Source organism: Modestobacter sp. SYSU DS0511, from assembly GCF_054050755.1.
This window is the reverse complement of the sequence record NZ_JBJGZY010000011.1, coordinates 69,230-88,881: the sequence shown is the minus strand read 5'-3', so window position 1 is coordinate 88,881 and position 19,652 is coordinate 69,230. Positions and strand designations below refer to the sequence as shown.

Genomic DNA, 19,652 nt, shown 5'->3' with positions numbered 1-19,652 from the left:
CAGAATCCCCCGGGTTCTGGGCCACTGGCGTTCAATGTGCGGTAGTGGTTCGCATCAGGGGGTGAGCGGTGGACGACCGCCTCGCCCGGCTGCGGACCGACGCCGGGCTCGGCCTGCGCATCGGCGCGCTGCGCACCGGCGGGCTGGCACTGGCGGTCGGTGGCGACCGGGTGGCCCGACTGCTGCACCGCCCCTGGCGGCTGGACCCCTATCCGGTCTACCGGGAGCTGCGCGCGGCGCAGACCCGGGCGGGCGGCGGACCGGTGCCCAGTCGCACCGGGATCACCGCCGTGGCCACCCACGCCAGCTGCGCGGCCGTCCTCCGGGACCCGCGGTTCGGCGTCCGGCTCGCGGACGGGCGACGCCGGATGGAGGAGGGCGGGGCCGGGAGCACCGCGGCCGCCATGTTCGAGCCGGTGGACCTCTCCCTGCTGACCCTCGACCCACCTGATCACACCCGCCTCCGCCGGCTCGCGCAGCCGGCCTTCTCGCCGCGCCGGCTGGCGCAGTACCGCGCCGTCGCCGAGGACGTCGCCGGCGGGCTGCTGGACGACGCCCTGGCCCGCGACCGCCGGGACGGCCGGTTCGACCTGGTGCGCGACCTGGCCTCCCCGCTGCCCATCACGGTGATCGCGGCGCTGCTGGCCGTACCGGCGGTCGACCGGGACCGCTTCGCCCGGTGGGGCCGGGTGCTGGGCAGCGCGCTGGACGGGCTCCGGTCCCCGGCGCACGCCCGGCAGCTGGCCGACACCACCGCCGACCTCCGGGAACTGTTCGGCGAACTGCTCGAGCAGCGTCGCCGGGCACCCGGCGACGACGTGGTGTCCGCGCTGGCCTCGGCCGTCGACGACGGCAGGGCGACCGTCGACGAGGTGCTGGCCCTCGCCCAGCTGCTGGTGGTCGCCGGCTTCGAGACCACGACGAACCTGATCGGCAACGCGGTGCGTGCCCTGCTCGCCGAGCCGGGGCAGTGGGCCGACCTGACCGACGACCCGTCACTGGCGGCGGCGGCCGTCGAGGAGACCCTGCGGTTCGACCCGCCGGTGCAGCTGACCGCCCGCGTGGCGCACGAGGACGCCGAGGTGGACGGCGTGCTGCTGCGCGAGAACAGCGGGGTGCTCGTGCTGCTCGCGGCTGCCCGCCGCGACCCGGCAGCGCACCCCGACCCGGACCGCTTCGACCTGCACCGAGCGCAGACCGGCTCGCACCAGCCCCCCGCACACCTGGCCTTCTCCAGCGGCGTCCACCACTGCCTCGGGGCGCCGCTGGCCCGCCTGGAGGGCGAGGTAGCGCTCCAGCTGCTGGCGGAGCGGGCACCCCGGCTGCGCGCCGCGGGCCGTTCGGTGCCACGGGTCGCCACGGCGCTGCGTGGCCCGCTGAGTCTCCCGGTCAGCGCCGGGGAGTGACCCGCAGCAGCTCGTCCGCCCCGTCGCCGTTGTCGGTGGTGACGTAGAGCGCCCCGTCGGCACCCATCACCGGGGTGCGGATCCGGCCGTGGGTGCCCTCCAGCTCGGGCACCCGGAACTGCTCCCGCAGCTCGCCGTCGGGGCTGATCCGCAGCGCGAGGACACCGGTGTCCTTCTGCACGCCGACCATCAGCACCCCGTCGTAACCGGCCCAGTCCTCGCCGCTGAGGAACGTCGCCCCCGACGGTGCGATGGTCGGCTCGCCGGAGGACCACACGGCGGGCACGGCACCGGGGGCGGTCATCGGCACGCTCTCGTCGTACCCGCCCGGTCCGACCGGGTCCCAGCCGTAGTCGGCTCCCGGCCGGAGCAGGTTCACCTCGTCGTCCCGATCCGGCCCGTGCTCCACCGAGAACACGAGCCCGGAGTCCGGGTGCACCGCCAGGCCCTGCACGTTCCGGTGCCCGTACGTCCAGATCCGGTCGTCCGCGGCGGCGTCGTCGGTGAACGGGTTGTCCGGGAGCGCCTCGCCGGTGCCGGGGTCGATCCGGAGGACCTTGCCGGCGAGCGACCCGAGGTCCTGCGGGTTGGTCCCGACCGCGTTGTCGCCGGTGCCGACGTACAGCGCACCGCTGGGCCCGAACTCGACCCGGCAGCCGCCGTGCCGGCCGGAGGACTCGTTGACCGGGATGCCGCCGAGCAACGGGTCGTCGGCCCGGGTGGCGGAGGTCCAGTCCGCGTCCACCGTCCAGGCGATCACCTGGATCTCCGCGTCACCCGCCTCCTGCACGCCCTGGCAGGTGTAGAACCGGCGGTTCTCGGCGAAGGCGGGGTCCAGGGTGAGCCCCATCAGCCCGGTCTCCCCCTGGGCGAACAGATCGCTGAAGTCGGCGTCCAGCGGCCGGACGGTGCCGTCGGGGAGGACGGCGGTCAGGCCGCCCGCGCGCTCGTCGAGCAGCAGGGTGCCGTCGGGAGCCTGGTCGACGTCCCAGGGGTGGTCCAGGCCGTCGGCCACCACCTCGACCTGCAGCTCCGGGACGCCGGCGGGCGTGGTCGTGGGCGCGGCGGAGTCTGCCGCGGGGTCCTCGCCGCACCCGGCGAGCAGCAGGACGGCGAGCAGGCCGGGGACGGTCCGGCGGGCAGCGGTCACCCCTCCAGGGTGCCTCAGGACGTGCGCGTCACCACGTAGGTGCACAGCGCGGACAGCGCCTCGCGCACCTCGCCGTCGGGCACGCCGGCCAGCCGGGCGCGGGCCCGGTCGGCGTACTCCTCGGTGACGGCGGTGGCGCGGGCCAGCGACGCCGAACCGCGGAGCAGGGCCAGCGCCTCGGCGTGCGCCGCGTCGTCGACGATCGGGCCGGCGACCAGCTCGCGCAGCCGGGCCTCGGCCGGGTCGTCGCCGGCGAGGGCGAAGAGCACCGGCAGGGTGGCGACGCCCTCGCGCAGGTCGGTGCCGGGCGACTTCCCGGACGCGCCGTCGGTGCTGACGATGTCCAGCAGGTCGTCGGAGAGCTGGAAGGCGACGCCGACCTCCTCGCCGAACGCGGTGAGCGCGCTGACCAGCTCGGCGTCGGCCCCGGCGAAGGAGGCGCCGAAGCGCGCGGAGGTCGCGACCAGCGAGCCGGTCTTGTCGGCCAGCACCGCCAGGTAGTGGGCGACCGGGTCCTGTCCCGGCTGGGCACCGACCGTCTCGCGCAGCTGGCCGGTGACCAGACGCTCGAACGTCTGCGCCTGCACGCGGACGGCTTCGGGGCCGAGGTCGGCCAGGAGGTCGGAGGCGCGGGCGAAGAGGAAGTCGCCGGTGAGGATGGCGACGCTGTTGCCCCAGCGGCTGTTGGCGCTGGGAGCGCCGCGGCGCACGGACGCCTCGTCCATCACGTCGTCGTGGTACAGCGTGGCCAGGTGGGTCAGCTCGCAGACGACCGCGGCCTCGACCACCCCCGGCGCCTCCGGGTCGCCGAGCTGGGCGGCCAGCAGCGCGAGCATCGGCCGGAACCGCTTGCCCCCGGCGGCCATCAGGTGGCCGGCGGCCTCGTTGACGAAGGCGTTCTCGCTGGCCACCGCGGTGGCCAGCGCGTCCTCCACCCGGACCAGCCCGGCGGCCAGCGCGGCGCCGAGCTCGCCCTCGGGCAGCCAGGGGCCGATCGTCGAGGCGGGGCCGGCGGGCCGGTGCCGGGCGGTCTCCCCCCGGGTGTCGTGCCCCCCGCCCCGCGGGCTGGTGGTGCCGGCTCCGGTCATCAACAGCCGAAGATAGCTGCCGCCGGCTGGGTGTGGCGCACCGGGCGGCGCTCGGGGCCGTGCACCAGGTCGGGGCGCCCGGTCAGCCGGTCAGCACCGCGGCGGAGTCGGCTAGGTCGAGCACGGCGCCGGGGAGGACGCCGAGCACCAGGGTGGCGGCCGCGGTGAGGCCGAGGACGACCGTGCTCGGGAGCCCCGGCACGCCCACGGTCGGCCCGTCCGGCGCCGGATCGGAGAAGTACATGAGCACCACGACCCGCAGGTAGAAGAACGCGGCCACCGCGCTGGTGAGCAGCGCGACGAGGACCAGCGGCCACGCGCCGTCGTCGATGGCGGCCCGGAAGACGGCGAACTTCCCGGTGAACCCGCTGGTGAGCGGGATGCCGGCCAGCGCCAGCAGGAAGAAGGTCATCAGCGCGGCCACCGTCGGGGAACGCTGGGCCAGGCCGGCCCACTGGGCGAGGTGGGTGGCCTCGCCGTCGCCGTCCCGGACGAGGGTCAGCAGCGCGAACGCGCCGAGGGTCATCAGCCCGTAGGTGAGCAGGTAGAACATCGTCGCGGCCAGGCCCGAGCCGGCCCCGGCGCCCAGACCGATGACGCCGGTGAGCAGGAAGCCGGCGTGCGCCACGGAGGAGTAGGCCAGCATCCGCTTGAGGTCGGTCTGGGTGAGCCCGAGTACGGCGCCGACCACCATCGAGGCGATCGCCAGGCCGTAGACCAGGGGCCGCCACGCCCACACCTCGGTGCCGAAGGCGACGTAGAGCACCCGCAGCACCGCACCGAAGGCGGCGACCTTGGTGGCCGCGGCCATGAAGGCGGTCACCGCCGTGGGGGCGCCCTGGTAGACGTCCGGAGTCCAGGTGTGGAACGGCGCGACGCTGGCCTTGAACATCAGCCCGACGATCAGCAGCCCGAGGCCCAGCACGAGCAGGGTGCCGGCGCCCTGGCCGGCGACGGCGTCCCGGATCCCGGCCAGCCGGACCGTGCCCGTGGCGCCGTAGACCAGCGCCAGCCCGTAGAGGAAGAACGCGGAGGCGAAGGCGCCGAGCAGGAAGTACTTGACCGCCGCCTCCTGGGACAGCAGCCGGCGGCGGCGGGCCAGCCCGGCCATCAGGTACAGCGGCAGGCTGAGCACCTCGAGCGCCACGAACAGCAGCAGCAGGTCGTTGGCGGCGGTGAACAGCATCATCCCGCCGACGGCGAAGGACGCCAGCGGGTAGACCTCGGTCTGCACCCGCTCGTCGGTGGCGAGCTGCCGGTCGCGCACGCTGCCGGCGGGGACCGCGGCGGCGGCGACGAACGCCGACCGGGCCGGGTCGAGCGACCGCTCGGCGAACAGCAGCACCGCCAGCGCGCCCAGCACGGCGATGGTGCCCTGCAGGAACAGCGCCACGCCGTCGACGGCCAGCGCTCCGGCGGCGGTGGTGGCCGCGGGACGGCCGGCCAGCAGCACGACGGCGACGAGCGCGCCGACCGTGCCGGCCAGCGCCAGCACGACCTGCACCGGCTGGCGCACCGCCCGCGGCACGAACGCCTCCACCAGCACGCCGAGGCAGGCCGCCCCGAAGGTGCACAGCAGCGGCGCGAGCGCCGCGAACGACAGGTCCGGTGCCCCGATGCCGTCCATCACTCCCCCGTCCCCTCGATGACCGGGACGACGCCGCCCGGCTCGCCGCCGACGTCGGCCACGGTCGCCTGGACCGCGGGCTCCACCAAGTCGATCAGCGGCTGCGGGGCGAACCCGAGCACCAGGACCAGCGCCACCAGCGGGGCGACGACGGCCAGCTCCCGCCGGCTCAGGTCGGCCACCCGCAGGGTGCGGGTGCGCTCGGGGGCGGTGAGCACCGCGGTGGCTCCCCCGGCACCGTCGGGCACCGGCGGGGCGGCCGTGCCGGCGTCGGGGTCGTCCACCAGGAGCACGCCGCGCGGCGGGCCGTGCATGGTGCGCTGGTAGACCAGCAGCACGTAGAGGGCGGCGAGCACGATGCCGGCGGTGGCCAGGACGGTGAACACCGGGCGCACCGGGAACGCCCCGATGAGCACCAGGAACTCGCTGACGAAGCTGTTGGTGCCCGGCAGAGCCAGCGACGCCAGCCCGGCGATCAGGAAGGCCCCGGCCAGCATCGGCGCCTTCGCCGCGACGCCGCCGTAGTCGTCGATCCGCCGCGAGCCACCGCGCGCGATGAGCATGCCCACGACCAGGAACAGCAGCCCGGTCGCGATCCCGTGGTTGACCATGTAGAGCACCGCGCCGGTGACCGCCTCGGTGGTGAAGGCGAAGATGCCCAGCGCGATGAAGCCGAAGTGGGCGATCGAGGTGTAGGACACCAGCCGCTTCAGGTCGCTCTGCCCCATCGCCACCAGCGCCGCGTAGAGGATGCCGACGACGGCGAGCACCAGCACCACCGGCGCCAGGTCGCGGGAGGCGTCGGGGAACAGCGGCAGGCAGTAGCGCAGGAAGCCGAAGGTGCCGACCTTGTCCAGCACGCCGACCAGCAGCACCGCCCCGCCGATCGGCGCCTCGGCGCCGGAGTCGGGCAGCCAGGTGTGGAAGGGCACCAGCGGCGCCTTGATCGCGAAGGCGACGAAGAACCCGGCGAACAGCAGCTTCTGCACGCCCGGGTCGATCTCCAGCTGGCGCAGCGCGTCGAAGGCGAAGGTGCCCTCTCCGAGCTGGGAGTTGCTGACCACGTAGAGGCCGATGACGGCGGCGAGCATGACCAGCCCGCCGAGCAGGCTGTAGAGGAAGAACTTCACCGCCGCGTACTGCCGGTTCGGTCCGCCGAAGCCCCCGATGAGGAAGTACATCGGGATGAGCATCGCCTCGAAGAAGACGTAGAAGAGGAAGACGTCGGTGGCGGCGAAGACGCCGACCAGGGTGGCCTCCAACGCCAGCAGCCAGGCCCAGAAGGTGCGCATCGACCGTCGGCCGGGGGCCACGTCGCGCCACGACGCGAGCACGACCACCGGCACGAGCAGGCCGACCAGCAGCAGCATCGCCAGCGCGATGCCGTCGACGCCGAGGGCGAAGTCGACGCCGAAGTCGGGGATCCAGGCGACCGAGGTGGTCAGCTGGAACCGGGGGCCGGCGGTGTCGAAGGCGACGGTCGCCAGCACGGCGAGCAGCAGCACCAGCAGGCTGGTGCCCAGGGCGAGCGACCGGGCCAGGCCGGCGCGGGCCGCGGGCAGCGCGGCGACGACGGCCGCCGCCAGCGCGGGGACGACGATCATCGCCAGCAGGTACGGGAACTCGCTCATCGGTCGCCCTCCAGGCCCGGTCCGGCGCTCACGCCGTCGTCACCGCCACCAGCGCACCGGCGAGCACCACCGCGCCGCCGAGCACCCCCAGCGCGTAGCTGCGCACGAAGCCGGTCTGCACCCGGCCGAGCCGGGCCGACGAGCCGCCGAGCGCGGCGGCGGTGCCGTTCACCAGGCCGTCGACGCCGCGGTTGTCGAGGAAGACCAGGGCGCGGGTGAGCCAGATGCCCGGGCGCATGAGGAGCGCCTCGTTGACCGTGTCGGCGTAGAGCGCGCGGCGGGCCGCGGTGACCACCGGCGACACCCGGGCCGGGGCGGTGGTGGGCACCTCACGACGGCCGACGAGCAGCCACGCCGCCAGCACGCCCACCGCCATCACCGCCGTGACCACCAGCCCGACCACGGCGGGGGCGACGACGTGCGCGCCCTCGGCCGGTTCGCCGAACACCGGGGCGAGCCACTCGGCCAGCGGGAAGACCTGCACCAGCAGGAAGCCGGCGCCCACCGAACCGACGGCGAGCAGCACCATCGGCGCGGTCATCACCGCCGGCGCCTCGTGCGGGTGCACCCCGGGGTCCCAGCGGGCGCGGCCGAAGAAGGTCATCAGCATCAGCCGGGTCATGTAGAAGGCGGTGAGCCCCGCGCCGAGGACGGCGACCCCGCCCAGCAGCCAGCCCGACCAGTCGCCGCGGTCCAGCGCGGCCTCGATGATCGCGTCCTTGGTCCAGTAGCCGGACAGGAACGGGAACCCGATCAGCGCCAGGTAGCCCAGGCCGAAGGTGACGGAGGTGACCGGCATGCGCCGGGCCAGCCCGCCGAAGCGGCGCATGTCGGTGCGGTCGCCCATCGCGTGCATCACGGAGCCGGCGCCGAGGAACAGCCCGGCCTTGAAGAACCCGTGGGTGAGCAGGTGCGCGATGCCGGCGGCGTAGCCGACCGGGCCGAGGCCGACGGCGAGGAACATGTAGCCGATCTGGCTGACCGTGGAGTACGCCAGCACCTTCTTGATGTCGTCCTGGGCGCAGCTGGCGATCGCACCGATCAGCAGGGTGAGCGCGCCGACGGTGAGCACCACGGTGCGGGCGGTGGGCGTGGCGTCGTAGACCGGGGCGCTGCGGGCGATCAGGTAGACCCCGGCGGTGACCATGGTGGCCGCGTGGATCAGCGCGGAGACCGGAGTGGGGCCCTCCATCGCGTCGGGCAGCCAGGCCTGCAGCGGGAACTGGCCGGACTTGCCGCAGGCGCCCAGCAGCAGGAGCAGCCCCATCGCGGTGACCACGCCGCCGGCCAGCGCGCCGACCGAGCCGAGCACGCCGGCGTAGGACGTCGTCCCCAGCTGGGCGAACATCAGGAACACGGCCAGGGCCAGCCCGACGTCGCCGACCCGGTTCATGACGAACGCCTTCTTCGCCGCGGTGGCCGCGGCCGGGCGGGTGTACCAGAAGGCGATGAGCAGGTAGGACGCCAGCCCGACGCCCTCCCAGCCGACGTACAGGGCGACGTAGCTGTTGCCCAGCACCAGCAGCAGCATCGCGGCGACGAAGAGGTTGAGGTAGGCGAAGAACCGCCGGCGGCCGGGGTCGTGCGCCATGTAGCCGATCGAGTAGACGTGGATCAGCCCGCCCACGCCGGTGATCAGGAGGGCGAAGACGGCAGACAGCGGGTCGAACAGCAGCCCGGCGGTGACGTCGAGGGATCCGGTGTCGATGAAGGTGTAGAGGTCGATGCTGGCGGTGTGCCCGGCCCGGCCGGTGAGCTGCACGGTGCAGGCCACGGCCAGCGCGAACGCGGCGACCACGGTCGCGGTGCCCAGCAGGTGGCCCCAGCGGTCGGTGCGCCGGCCGCCCAGCAGCAGCACCGCGGCGCCGGCCAGCGGCAGCGCGATGAGCAGCCAGGCGACCGAGAGCAGCCCGTCGACGGGCAGGGACGCCGGTACGACCTCGTTCATCCTGGGCCCCGTTCCGCTCAGTACTTCAGGAGGTTCGCGTCGTCGACCGACGCCGAACGGCGGGTCCGGTAGATCGACATGATGATGGCCAGCCCGACGACCACCTCGGCGGCGGCGACGACCATCACGAACAGGGCGATGACCTGGCCCTCGACGGTGCCGGTGGCCCGGGCGAAGGTGATCAGGGTGAGGTTCACCGAGTTGAGCATCAACTCGATGCACATGAACACGACGATGGCGTTGCGCCGCACCAGGACGCCGACCGCGCCGATGGTGAACAGGATCGCCGCCAGCACCAGGTAGTTGGTGAGGCTCACGACCGGCCTCCGTCCAGCGTGCCGAGCGCCGCATCGGTGCCGCCCGCGTGCGGCAGGCCCTCGCGCTCCATGCCGGTGCTGCCGGCCGGGGGCAGCGGGTCGACCGGCTGCGGGTCGACGCCCGTGAGCAGCGTGTCCGGGGCCGGTCGGCCGTCGGGCAGCCGGCCCGGCGCGGCGACGGAGTTGGCCCGCGCGTACACACCGGGGCCGGGCAGCGTCTGCGGCCGATCGGTGAGGAACCGGGCGCGGGAGAGCTCCTTCTGGCTGCGCCGGGTGCCGGGCTCCTTCTCGGCGTGGGTGAGCAGCAGCGCGCCGACCGCGGCCACGATGAGCAGCGCGCCGGTGACCTCGAAGGCGAGCACGAAGCGGCCGTAGAGCACCCCAGCGATCGCCTCGACGTTGCCGGCGGCCGGCCCGCCCTCCGTGCCCTGCACCGCGGTGAGCCCGGTGACCGGGAGGTCCTGGGTGGCCCGGGCGATGCCGGCGCCGACCAGCGCGGCGAACCCCGCGCCGAGCACGAGGGCGGCCACCCGCTGCCCGCGGAGGGTCTCGACCACCGAGTCCGAGGAGTCGCGGCCGACCAGCATGAGCACGAACAGGAAGAGGATCATGATCGCGCCGGTATAGACGATGATCTGCACCGCGCCGAGGAACGGCGCCTCCTGGACGACGTAGAACACGCCCAGGACCAGCATCGTGGTCACCAGCCACAGCGCGGAGTGCACCGCGTTGCGGGAGAGCACCATGCCCAGGGCCCCGGCCAGCGCGATCGGGGCGAGCAGCCAGAACACCACCGTCTCGGCGGTGCCCAGCCGGACGGCGGTGTCGGCAGCGGCGGCCAGCACGCTCATGCCCGCTCCCCCACCACCGGCTCGGCGGGTGAGGACGCCTCCGGCTGGCGCACGTAGTAGTCCTGCTCGTCGTCGCCCAGCCGCATCGGGTGCGGTGGCTGCTCCATCCCCGGCAGCAGCGGCGCCATCAGCTGCTCCTTGGTGTAGATCAGGCTCTGCCGGTCGTCGTCGGCCAGCTCGAAGTCGTTGCTCATGGTCAGCGAGCGGGTGGGGCAGGCCTCGATGCACAGCCCGCAGAAGATGCAGCGCAGGTAGTTGATCTGGTAGACGCGGCCGTACCGCTCGCCGGGCGAGTACCGGGCGTCCTCGGTGTTGTCGCCGCCCTCGACGTAGATGGCGTCGGCCGGGCAGGCCCAGGCGCACAACTCGCAGCCGACGCACTTCTCCAGCCCGTCGGGGTGCCGGTTGAGCACGTGCCGCCCGTGGTAGCGCGGCTTGGTCTGCTTCGGGACCTCCGGGTACTGCTCGGTGGTCACCTTCTTGAACATCGTGGCGAAGGTGACCCCGAAGCCCTGCGCGGGGCCGGGCAGCCAGCTGCGCCGGGCCGGGGCACCGCCGTCGGTGCCGGGGGCTGCGCCCTCGGTGCTGAGGGCGCGGGCGCCGCTGCGCCGGGCCGGGGCCTGCTCAGACATCGCCGTCCTCCTGCTCGGTGGGTGGGGTGCCGCGCCGGCCGGTGCCGACCACGGCGCCGGCGCCGGCGCCGACGGACTCCCGGCCGAGCCGCGGGGACGGCGGCACCACGAGGTCCATCGGGGGCACCGGGAAGCCGCCGCCGGCGGCGCCCTGCCCGGTCGGTGGCAGCACCTCGGCCTCGGTCGGGTTGAGCGCGCCGGCCGCCGCGGCGCGCGCGGCCACCCGGGTGTCCCGGTTGCTCCGCCGCGAGGCGATCAGCAACCCGCCGAGGATCAGCAGCGCGACGGGCACGCCGACGAGGACCGCGACCTGCCCGACGTCGAGGTCGGCCTCGCGGGCCACGGCCCGCATGGTGGCGACGGCGAGGATCCACACCAGCCCGACCGGGACCAGCACCTTCCAGCCGAAGCGCATGAACTGGTCGTAGCGGAGCCGGGGCAGCGTGCCGCGCAGCCAGACGAAGACGAACAGCGCGACGACGACCTTGGCCAGGAACCACAGCACCGGCCACCAGCCGGTGTTCGCGCCGTCCCAGATCGAGATCGGCCACGGCGCCCGCCAGCCGCCGAGGAAGAGCGTCGCGGCCAGCGCGGAGACGGTGACGATGTTGATGTACTCGGCCAGGAAGAACAACGCGAACTTCAGCGACGAGTACTCGGTGTGGAAGCCCCCGACCAGCTCGCTCTCGGCCTCGGGGAGGTCGAACGGCGCCCGGTTGGTCTCCCCGACGACCGCGATCACGTAGATCACGAAGGAGACCGGCAGCAGCAGCGCGTACCAGCCGGGGCCGGTGACGCTGCCGCCGAACAGCGGGACGCCGTCGGCCTGGGCGGCGACGATCTCCGACGTCGACATGGAGCCCGCGTAGAGGAACACGGCGACGATCGACAGGCCCATGGCGATCTCGTAGCTGACCATCTGCGCGGCGCTGCGCAGCGAGCCGAGCAGCGGGTACGTCGACCCGGACGCCCAGCCGCCGAGCACGATGCCGTAGACGCCCATCGCCGAGCAGGCCAGCACGATGAGGACGCCGATGGGTGCGTCGGTGAGCTGCAGCGGCGTCTGCTCGCCGAAGATGCTCACCGTCGGGCCCAGCGGGATGACCGAGAACGCCAGGAACGCCGGGATGGTGGCGATGACCGGGGCCAGGAAGTACACCGGCCGGTCGGCCAGCGCCGGCATGATGTCCTCCTTGAACGCCAGCTTCAGCCCGTCGGCGAGGCTCTGCAGGTAGCCGCGGGGGCCGACCCGGTTGGGGCCGATGCGCTGCTGCATGCGGGCGACGACCTTGCGCTCGAAGACGATCGCGAACAGCGTCATCAGCACGAGCACGGCGAAGATGCCGACGATCTTGATGAGCACGATCCACCACACGTCGCCGCCGAAGTCGGCGAGCGTCGGCTGGTCGGCGGCGGCGAGCACGCTCATGCCTCCTCCCCCTGCAGGCTGGCGACCGCCGTGGCGCCGGCCGGGGTGGGGGGCGGCCCGGCCAGCCGGACGACGGCACCCGGGCCCGCTCCCAGCTGGCTGCGCACCTCGCTGCCCGGCGACCGCATGGGCAACCAGACGACCCCGTCGGGCATGTCGGCCAGCCGCACCGGCAGGGTGATCGCCCCGGCCGGGCCGGTGACGGTGAGCGGGTCGCCGTCGGCGACGCCGAGCCGGCGGGCGGCGTCCTTGCCCAACCGGGCCGCCGGCGGGCGGGCGGTGCCGGCCAGCGCGGGCTCGTCCCGCTGCAGCGTCCCGACGTCGAGCAGCTGCCGCCAGGAGGCGAGCACCGCCTCGTCGTCGGCCAGCTCCGGCAGCGGTGCCGGCTCGGCGTCCGGCGCCGCCGCGGTGGGCGCCTGCGCGGCTCCACCCAGGGCGGTCAGCTCGGCGCGGACCTCGGTCACCGAGCCCAGCCGCAGCCGCAGGCCCAGGTGCTCGGCCAGCCCCTGCAGCACCCGGCCGTCGCTGAGCTGACCGGTGCCGTGCAGCGTCGCGTCGAACGGGCGCACCCGGCCCTCCCAGTCCAGGTAGGCGCCGGCCTTCTCCGGCGCCGCGGCGACCGGCAGGACGACGTCGGCGTGTGCGGTGACGGCGGAGGGGAAGAGCTCCAGGCTGACCACGAACCCGGCGGCGGCCAGCGCCTGCTCGGCCAGCGCCGGGTCGGGCAGGTCGGCCGGGTCGACGCCGCCGACGAGCAGGCCGGCCAGGGCGCCGTCCCGCGCGGCGGTGAGGATGCCGGTGAGGTCGCGGCCCGGCGTGGCCGGGACGTCGGCGCCCCAGCGCTGGGCGACCGCCGCGCGGTCGGCGGCGCTGGCCACGGTGCGGCCGCCGGGCAGCAGCGTGGGCAGCGCGCCGACCTCGACCGCGCCCCGCTCCCCCGCCCGGCGCGGTACCCAGCCGATCCGGGCCCCGGTCTCACCGGCGAGCGCGGTCAGCGCGGAGAAGGCGCCGGGCGCCTCGGCCAGCCGCTCGCCGGCCAGCACGACCGCCCCCTGCCGGAACAGCGCCGACGCCACCTCGGCCAGCACGCCGTCCACCGGATGGGTCATGAGGTCGCGCAGCAGCCGGGCCTCCTGGCCCGGGACCGTCGGCAGCACGGTGGCCCGCAGCTTCTCCGCGGCCCGGGTGGCGAAGGGGGCGACGTCGAACACCTGCAGGCCGGCCGTCCGGACCGCCCGGCGCAGCCGCAGGAAGACGATCGGCGACTCCTCCTCCGGCTCGAAACCGACCAGCAGCACCACGGGTGCCGCGGCCAGGTCGTCGTAGGTGACCGCCCCGGCGCCGGGCGCGGTGCCGGCGACGTGCGTGGTGAGGAAGTCCAGCTCCTCGGCGGAGTGGGCGCGGGCGCGGGCGTCGACGTCGTTGGTGCCCAGCGCGACCCGGGCGAACGTGGCGTAGGCGTAGGCGTCCTCGGCGGTGAGCCGGCCCCCGGGCAGCACGCCGACCCCGCCGGCCTGCCGCGCCTTCACGAGCCCCGCGGCTGCCGCGGCCCAGGCCTCCGGCCAGGACGCCGGCTGAAGCTCCCCGTCGCGACGCACCAGCGGCGTCATCAGCCGCTCGTTGCTGCTGGCGTAGCGGAAGGCGTAGCGGCCCTTGTCGCAGTTCCACTCCTGGTTGACCGCCGGGTCCTCCCCTGCCAGCCGCCGGGTCACCGTGCCCCGCCGGTAGTCGGTGCGCTGGGCGCAGCCGCTGGCGCAGTGCTCGCAGACGCTCGGCTCGCTGCGCAGGTCGAACGGGCGGGCGCGGAACCGGTAGGTGGCGCTCGTGAGCGCGCCGACCGGGCAGATCTGGGTGGTGTTGCCGGAGAAGTAGGACTCGAACGGCTCGTCCTCGTAGACCGCCACCTGCTCCAGCGCACCGCGCTCGAACAGCTCGATGAACGGGTCGCCGGCCACCTGCTGGCTGAACCGGGTGCAGCGCGCGCACAGCACGCAGCGCTCGCGGTCGAGCAGCACCTGGGAGCTGATCGGCAGCGGCTTGGGGTAGGTGCGCTTGGTCTCGACGAACCGGGACTCGGTGCGCCCGTTGCTCATCGCCTGGTTCTGCAGCGGGCACTCGCCGCCCTTGTCGCAGACGGGGCAGTCCAGCGGGTGGTTGACCAGCAGCAGCTCCATGGTGCCCTGCTGCGCCTTGTCCGCGACCGGGCTGGTCAGCTGGGTCTGCACCACCATGTCCGGGCTGACCGGGGTGGTGCAGGAGGCGACCGGCTTGCGCTGCCCCTCCACCTCGACCAGGCACTGCCGGCAGGCGCCGATCGGGTCCAGCAGCGGGTGGTCGCAGAACCGCGGGATCTGCACGCCGATCATCTCGGCCGCGCGGATGATCAGCGTGCCCTTGGGCACCGCGACCGGGAAGCCGTCGATGGTGCAGTGCACGGCGTCCGGCGGGGTGTGCGGTCCGGGGGCGCCGGGCGGCAGCGCCGGCGCGGGCTCGGGGGTGGCCGGGGTGAGGGTCATGAGGCTGCTCCGACCGGCTCGAGCCGCAGCGACCGGCCGAGGCGGGCCTGCTCCTCGGCCGGCAGCAGCGCGACGTAGTCGTCCTTGAAGTACTTCAGCGAGCTGGCGATGCAGCTGGTGGCGCCGTCACCGAGGGCGCAGAACGAGCGGCCCAGGATGTTGTCGCAGGTGTCGGTGAGCAGGTCCAGGTCGGCGGCGCGACCCTCCCCGCGGACCAGCCGCTGCAGGATCTGGACCAGCCAGTAGGTGCCCTCCCGGCACGGGGTGCACTTGCCGCAGCTCTCGTGCGCGTAGAACTCGGTGAACCGCAGCGTCGCCTCCACGATGGAGTCGGTCTCGTCGAAGACCATCAGTGCGGTGGTGCCGAGCATCGAGCCGGCCTTGGCCACCGAGTCGAAGTCCAGCGGGACGTCGAGGTGCTCGGGGGTGAAGTAGGGGGTGGAGGAACCACCCGGCGTCCAGAACTTCAGCCGGTGGCCGGGGCGGACGCCGCCGGCCAGCTCCAGCAGCTCGCGCATCGTCGTCCCCATCGGGGCCTCGTACTGGCCCGGGCGGACGACCCGGCCCGACAGCGAGTAGATCTTCGGCCCCGGCGACCTCTCCGGGCCGAACTGCTTGAACCACTCCGCGCCGCCGCGCACCACGTACGGCACGGTGGCCAGCGTCTCCACGTTGTTGATCACCGTCGGGGAGCCGTACAGCCCGGCGACGGCGGGGAACGGCGGCTTGAGCCGCGGCTGGCCCCGGTAGCCCTCCAGCGAGTCCAGCAACGCCGTCTCCTCGCCGCAGATGTAGGCGCCGGCGCCGGCGTGCACCACCAGCTCCAGGTCGTACCCGGTGCCCAGCACGTCGCGGCCGAGGTAGCCGGCCGCGTAGGCCTCCTGGACGGCGGCCATCAGCCGGCGGTGGGCGTGCACCGCCTCGCCGCGCACGTAGATCACCGCGAAGTGCGAGCGGATCGCGTAGGCGGTGATGATCACCCCCTCCACCAGCGAGTGCGGGTCGGCCATCATCAGCGGGAGGTCCTTGCAGGTGCCCGGCTCGCCCTCGTCGGCGTTGACCACCAGGTACTTCGGCGCCGCCGCCGGGCCGGTGGGCTCCTCCCCCGGCTTGGGCTGCGGGATGAAGCTCCACTTCATACCGGTGGGGAAGCCGGCCCCGCCGCGGCCGCGCAGCCCGGAGTCCTTGACCAGCGCGACGACGTCGTCCGGGGCCATCGCCAGCGCCTGCCGCAGCGCGCGGTAGCCGTCGAGGCGTTCGTAGGTGTCCAGCGTCCAGGAGCGGGGCGCGTCGAACCGTGCGGTGAGCACGGGGGTCAGGGGCATCTCAGGCCTCCCGCTCGATCGAGCTCTGCTGACCGGCGCCGGTGCCGGTCGGCGGGGTGTCGGTGCCCTCGCGGCCGCGCTCGGCCGGCTGCCGGCCGGCGGGCTCGGGGGCGTCGGGGTGGTGCTGGGCGGCGCCGGCCCGCTCGGCGGGGGTGTCGGCCGAGGCGACGGCGGTGTCGGCGGCCTGCTCGCTCGCCGTCTCCCCCGTGCCAGCCTCTTCCGAGACGTCCGGCTCGGGGGCGGCCTCGGGCTCGGGGTGCTGCAGGGGCGGCGCGGTCTCGCCGCGCTCGGCGGCCAGCCGGACGCCGGCCAGGGTGGGTGCCCCGGTGGAGGGCGCGTCGACCGCGGCCCGCTCGGCGGCGAGGTCGGCGTGCTGGGACAGGCCGGCGAGCTGGCGGGAGATGCCCCGGAAGTCGGTGAGCGGGGCGCCCCGGGTCGGCGGCGGCTTCTCCCCGCGGCGCAGCGCGGCGACCAGCTCCCGGGCCGACTCGACGTCCTGCTGGTCGTAGAACTCGTAGTCGACGGTGACCACCGGCGCGTAGTCGCAGGCGGCCAGGCACTCGGCGTGCTCCAGGGTGACCGAGCCGTCGGCCGCGGTCTGGTCGTGGCCGACCCCGAGGTCGGCGGAGACCGCGTCGTAGATCCGCTGCCCGCCGAGGACGGCGCAGAGCGTGTTGGTGCAGACGCTGACCAGGTGCCGGCCGGTCGGGTGCCGCTTGTACATCGTGTAGAAGGTGGCGACCGCACCGACCTCGGCCTTGGTCAGCCCGAGCAGCCGGGCGCAGAAGCCGACGCCCTCCGGGGAGACGTAGCCCTGCACCGACTGGACCAGGTGCAGCATCGGCAGCAACGCGGAGCGGGCCTGCGGGTAGCGGGCCATGATCTGGCGTGCCTCCGCCTCGGTCTGCCCGGTCAGCGGTGGCAGGTCCGGGGCGGCGGGCTCGACCGGGCTGGAGTCCAGCCCGGTGACCGCCGTTCCCTCCTGCGAGCCGGGAAGGGCGCTCACCGGTCCACACCCCCCATCACGGGGTCGATGGACGCGATCGCGGCGATGACGTCGGCGATCATCCCGCCCTCGCTCATCGCCGCCGTGGCCTGCAGGTTCACGAAGCTGGGGTCGCGCACGTGCACCCGGAACGGGCGGGTGCCGCCGTCGCTGACCACGTGGTAGCCGAGCTCGCCGCGCGGGCTCTCGATCGGCACGTACACCTGGCCGGCCGGCACCCGGAAGCCCTCGGTGACCAGCTTGAAGTGGTGGATCAGGGCCTCCATCGACTGGCCCATGATGTGCCGGACGTGGTCCAGGGAGTTGCCGAGCCCGTCGGCGCCCAGCGACAGCTGCGCGGGCCAGGCGATCTTCTTGTCCTCGACCATCACCGGGCCGGGCTCGAGCCGGTCCAGCGCCTGGGCGATGATCTTGAGCGACTCGTTGACCTCGCTCATCCGCACCAGGTAGCGGCCCCAGGCGTCGCAGGTGTCGGCCGTCGCCACCTCGAAGTCGTAGGTCTCGTAGCCGAGGTACGGCTCGACCTTGCGCAGGTCCCAGGGCAGCCCGGCGGCGCGCAGCACCGGGCCGGTGACGCCGAGGGCGACGCAGCCGGTGACGTCGAGGTAGCCGGCGTCCTTGAGGCGCCGCTGCCAGATCGGCTGGCCGGTGAGCAGCCGGTGGAATCCGGCGACCCGCTCGGGCATGACCTGCAGGAACTCGCGGATCCGGCCCTCCACGCCCTCGGGGAGGTCCTGCGCCACGCCGCCGGGACGGATGTAGGCGTGGTTCATCCGCAGCCCGGTGATCTCCTCGAGCAGGTCGAGGACCAGCTCGCGCTCGCGGAAGCCGTTGGTCATCCCGGTGAGCGCGCCCATCTCCATGCCGAAGGTGGCCAGCGCGACGAGGTGGGAGGCGATCCGGTTGAGCTCCATGACCAGCACGCGGATGGTCTGCGCGCGGGGCGGGGCCTCGATGCCGAGCAGCTTCTCCACGGCCAGGCAGTAGCCGGCCTCGTTGAACAGCGGGGACAGGTAGTCCATCCGCGTGACCAGCGTCGTCCCCTGCACCCAGGTGCGGTACTCGGTGGTCTTCTCGATGCCGGTGTGCAGGTAGCCGATGACCACCCGGGCCTTGGTGACCGTCTCGCCCTCGAGGTCGAGCACCAGGCGCAGCACCCCGTGCGTGGAGGGGTGCTGCGGGCCCATGTTGACCACGAGCCGCTCGTCCTCGTGCGGGTCGGCGCCGAAGGTCTGGTCCCAGTCGCCGCCGGTGACCGTGTAGACCCGGCCCTCGGTGGTCTCCCGCGACCCGGCGTAGGGGTCGTTCAGCGTGGTCATCGGTAGCTCCGCCGCTCGTCGGGGGGCGGGATCGTCGCGCCGTGGTACTCCACCGGCACACCGCCCAGCGGGTAGTCCTTGCGCTGCGGGTGGCCGTCCCAGTCGTCGGGCATGAGGATCCGGGTCAGCCCGGGGTGGCCGTCGAAGACGACGCCGAACATGTCCCAGACCTCCCGCTCGTGCCAGTCCGCCGTCGGGTAGACGCCGGTGACCGAGGGGACGTGCGGGTCCTCGGCGGTCACCGCCACCTCCAGCCGGATGCGACGGCGGTAGGTCATCGAGGTCAGGTGGTGGACGACGTGCAGCCGAGGGCGCCCCGGCGACACCTCCGGACCACCGCTGTCGAGGTAGTCGACGCCGGAGACGCCGGAGAGCAGCTCGAACCGCAGCGCCTCGTCGTCCCGCAGGGCGCGGACGAAGGCCAGCAGGTGCTCGCGCTCGAGGAACCAGGTGATCTCGCCGCGGTCGACGAGCACCCGCTGGACGGCGGCGTCGTAGGTGGCCTGGCCGACGGCGTCGACGAGCGCGTCGGCGACCTCGTCGAACCAGCCGCCGTAGGGCCGCTCGGTGGAGTGCAGGGCGACGGCGCCGCCGGGCTCGACCCGGACCAGGCCACCGAAGCCGGAGGTGTCGCCGCTGCCGGTGACGCCGAAGGCGCCCTTGCGGAACCCGCCGCCGGGCGCGCTCGCCGCGCCGAACCCGGCCTCGTCGCTCACCGGCGCGCCCCCGGCTCGGCGCCGGGCAGGGCGACGGCGTTGCCGCCACGCTGCTCGATGGCGAACTGGCCGGTGCGGCCGGCGGCCGCGGCCTCCTCGTAGGCGCGCCGCTTCTCCTTGTCGACCCGCACGCTGGAGGGCATCTCGAGGTGCAGGTCGGGAGCGGTGCCGTCGGCGCGGGCGGCGGCCATCTCCCGGGCCCGCTTCGCGCCCAGCGGCTGGTGCTGGATCTTGTGGTGCAGCTTGAGGATCGCGTCGGTGAGCATCTCCGGCCGCGGCGGGCAGCCGGGCAGGTACATGTCGACCGGGACGACGTGGTCGACGCCCTGCACGATCGCGTAGTTGTTGAACATGCCGCCGGAGCTGGCGCAGACGCCCATGGCGAGCACGTACCGCGGCTCGGGCATCTGGTCGTAGATCTGGCGCAGGACCGGGGCCATCTTCTGGCTCACCCGGCCCGCGACGATCATCAGGTCGGCCTGGCGCGGGGAGGCGCGGAAGACCTCCATGCCGAAGCGGGCCAGGTCGTAGCGGCCGGCGCCCGACGCCATCATCTCGATCGCGCAGCAGGCCAGCCCGAAGGTGGCCGGCCACAGCGAGGACTTGCGGGTCCAGTTCACCAGCTTCTCGACGCTGGTGAGCAGCACGCCGCTGGGCAGCTTCTCCTCCAGGCCCATGTCAGCGCCCCCCG

The 19,652-nt window shown here is 74.2% G+C and carries 16 protein-coding genes; 1 reads left to right on the top strand and 15 read right to left on the bottom strand.

Features of this window, described 5'->3' with window-relative positions; all coding sequences use genetic code 11:
* Positions 1 to 68 precede the first annotated feature (68 nt).
* Entirely contained in the window at positions 69 to 1,406 is a 1,338-nt protein-coding gene (locus ACI783_RS07855; protein ID WP_457139916.1) for a cytochrome P450, read from the top strand.
* Here ACI783_RS07855 and ACI783_RS07850 read toward each other — a convergent pair.
* From ACI783_RS07850 to ACI783_RS07780, 15 genes are all read right to left on the bottom strand, one after another.
* Positions 1,390 to 2,556 carry a PQQ-dependent sugar dehydrogenase gene (locus tag ACI783_RS07850; protein WP_457139915.1) on the bottom strand — a complete coding sequence of 389 codons (1,167 nt, stop codon included), beginning with the start codon at positions 2,554 to 2,556 and terminating at the stop codon, positions 1,390 to 1,392. The two genes, ACI783_RS07855 and ACI783_RS07850, sit on opposite strands and share 17 nt — an antisense overlap.
* 14 nt (positions 2,557 to 2,570) lie before the next feature.
* Positions 2,571 to 3,644 (bottom strand): polyprenyl synthetase family protein, encoded by a 1,074-nt coding sequence (locus ACI783_RS07845; RefSeq protein ID WP_457139914.1) that lies wholly within the window; start codon positions 3,642 to 3,644, stop codon positions 2,571 to 2,573.
* Between the two features lie 82 nt (positions 3,645 to 3,726).
* Positions 3,727 to 5,271 (bottom strand): NADH-quinone oxidoreductase subunit NuoN, encoded by a 1,545-nt coding sequence (gene nuoN, locus ACI783_RS07840; RefSeq protein WP_457139913.1) that lies wholly within the window; start codon positions 5,269 to 5,271, stop codon positions 3,727 to 3,729.
* Positions 5,271 to 6,902 (bottom strand): NADH-quinone oxidoreductase subunit M, encoded by a 1,632-nt coding sequence (locus ACI783_RS07835; protein WP_457139912.1) that lies wholly within the window; start codon positions 6,900 to 6,902, stop codon positions 5,271 to 5,273. Before ACI783_RS07835 ends, nuoN begins: the two co-directional genes overlap by 1 nt.
* Before the next feature lie 28 nt (positions 6,903 to 6,930).
* Positions 6,931 to 8,850, bottom strand: coding sequence for an NADH-quinone oxidoreductase subunit L (nuoL, locus tag ACI783_RS07830; protein ID WP_457139911.1), 1,920 nt, complete (start codon positions 8,848 to 8,850; stop codon positions 6,931 to 6,933).
* A 17-nt stretch (positions 8,851 to 8,867) separates the two neighbouring features.
* Positions 8,868 to 9,167: an NADH-quinone oxidoreductase subunit NuoK gene (gene nuoK, locus ACI783_RS07825; RefSeq protein WP_457139910.1), complete on the bottom strand. Its 300-nt coding sequence runs from the start codon at positions 9,165 to 9,167 to the stop codon at positions 8,868 to 8,870.
* Positions 9,164 to 10,018: an NADH-quinone oxidoreductase subunit J gene (locus ACI783_RS07820; RefSeq protein WP_457139909.1), complete on the bottom strand. Its 855-nt coding sequence runs from the start codon at positions 10,016 to 10,018 to the stop codon at positions 9,164 to 9,166. Before ACI783_RS07820 ends, nuoK begins: the two co-directional genes overlap by 4 nt.
* Positions 10,015 to 10,650, bottom strand: coding sequence for an NADH-quinone oxidoreductase subunit NuoI (gene nuoI, locus ACI783_RS07815; RefSeq protein ID WP_457139908.1), 636 nt, complete (start codon positions 10,648 to 10,650; stop codon positions 10,015 to 10,017). The genes ACI783_RS07820 and nuoI overlap by 4 nt, the downstream gene beginning before the upstream one ends.
* Positions 10,643 to 12,079 (bottom strand): NADH-quinone oxidoreductase subunit NuoH, encoded by a 1,437-nt coding sequence (gene nuoH, locus ACI783_RS07810; protein WP_457139907.1) that lies wholly within the window; start codon positions 12,077 to 12,079, stop codon positions 10,643 to 10,645. Before nuoH ends, nuoI begins: the two co-directional genes overlap by 8 nt.
* Positions 12,076 to 14,595 (bottom strand): NADH-quinone oxidoreductase subunit G, encoded by a 2,520-nt coding sequence (locus ACI783_RS07805; protein ID WP_457139906.1) that lies wholly within the window; start codon positions 14,593 to 14,595, stop codon positions 12,076 to 12,078. Before ACI783_RS07805 ends, nuoH begins: the two co-directional genes overlap by 4 nt.
* Entirely contained in the window at positions 14,592 to 15,920 is a 1,329-nt protein-coding gene (gene nuoF / locus ACI783_RS07800; protein ID WP_457139905.1) for an NADH-quinone oxidoreductase subunit NuoF, read from the bottom strand. The genes ACI783_RS07805 and nuoF overlap by 4 nt, the downstream gene beginning before the upstream one ends.
* A gap of 1 nt (position 15,921) precedes the next feature.
* Positions 15,922 to 16,926, bottom strand: a complete 1,005-nt coding sequence (gene nuoE, locus ACI783_RS07795) for an NADH-quinone oxidoreductase subunit NuoE (RefSeq protein ID WP_457139904.1) — start codon at positions 16,924 to 16,926, stop codon at positions 15,922 to 15,924.
* Positions 16,923 to 18,245, bottom strand: coding sequence for an NADH-quinone oxidoreductase subunit D (locus tag ACI783_RS07790; RefSeq protein ID WP_457139903.1), 1,323 nt, complete (start codon positions 18,243 to 18,245; stop codon positions 16,923 to 16,925). The genes nuoE and ACI783_RS07790 overlap by 4 nt, the downstream gene beginning before the upstream one ends.
* Complete coding sequence (locus ACI783_RS07785; RefSeq protein ID WP_457139902.1) at positions 18,242 to 18,961, bottom strand: NADH-quinone oxidoreductase subunit C; 720 nt, start codon at positions 18,959 to 18,961, stop codon at positions 18,242 to 18,244. Before ACI783_RS07785 ends, ACI783_RS07790 begins: the two co-directional genes overlap by 4 nt.
* The gene (locus ACI783_RS07780) at positions 18,958 to 19,638 is read right to left on the bottom strand and encodes a NuoB/complex I 20 kDa subunit family protein (RefSeq protein ID WP_457139901.1); all 681 of its coding nucleotides are present in this window, start codon (positions 19,636 to 19,638) and stop codon (positions 18,958 to 18,960) included. Before ACI783_RS07780 ends, ACI783_RS07785 begins: the two co-directional genes overlap by 4 nt.
* Positions 19,639 to 19,652: the final 14 nt, after the last annotated feature.

Bases quoted from the DNA above. Each gene is read 5' to 3' on its own strand.
- ACI783_RS07845 (WP_457139914.1), bottom strand. From the start codon at position 3,644: ATGACCGGAGCCGGCACCACCAGCCCGCGGGGCGGGGGGCACGACACC.
- nuoN (WP_457139913.1), bottom strand. From the start codon at position 5,271: ATGGACGGCATCGGGGCACCGGACCTGTCGTTCGCGGCGCTCGCGCCG.
- ACI783_RS07835 (WP_457139912.1), bottom strand. From the start codon at position 6,902: ATGAGCGAGTTCCCGTACCTGCTGGCGATGATCGTCGTCCCCGCGCTG.
- nuoL (WP_457139911.1), bottom strand. From the start codon at position 8,850: ATGAACGAGGTCGTACCGGCGTCCCTGCCCGTCGACGGGCTGCTCTCG.
- ACI783_RS07820 (WP_457139909.1), bottom strand. From the start codon at position 10,018: ATGAGCGTGCTGGCCGCCGCTGCCGACACCGCCGTCCGGCTGGGCACC.
- nuoI (WP_457139908.1), bottom strand. From the start codon at position 10,650: ATGTCTGAGCAGGCCCCGGCCCGGCGCAGCGGCGCCCGCGCCCTCAGC.
- nuoH (WP_457139907.1), bottom strand. From the start codon at position 12,079: ATGAGCGTGCTCGCCGCCGCCGACCAGCCGACGCTCGCCGACTTCGGC.
- ACI783_RS07805 (WP_457139906.1), bottom strand. From the start codon at position 14,595: ATGACCCTCACCCCGGCCACCCCCGAGCCCGCGCCGGCGCTGCCGCCC.
- nuoF (WP_457139905.1), bottom strand. From the start codon at position 15,920: ATGCCCCTGACCCCCGTGCTCACCGCACGGTTCGACGCGCCCCGCTCC.
- ACI783_RS07790 (WP_457139903.1), bottom strand. From the start codon at position 18,245: ATGACCACGCTGAACGACCCCTACGCCGGGTCGCGGGAGACCACCGAG.
- ACI783_RS07780 (WP_457139901.1), bottom strand. From the start codon at position 19,638: ATGGGCCTGGAGGAGAAGCTGCCCAGCGGCGTGCTGCTCACCAGCGTC.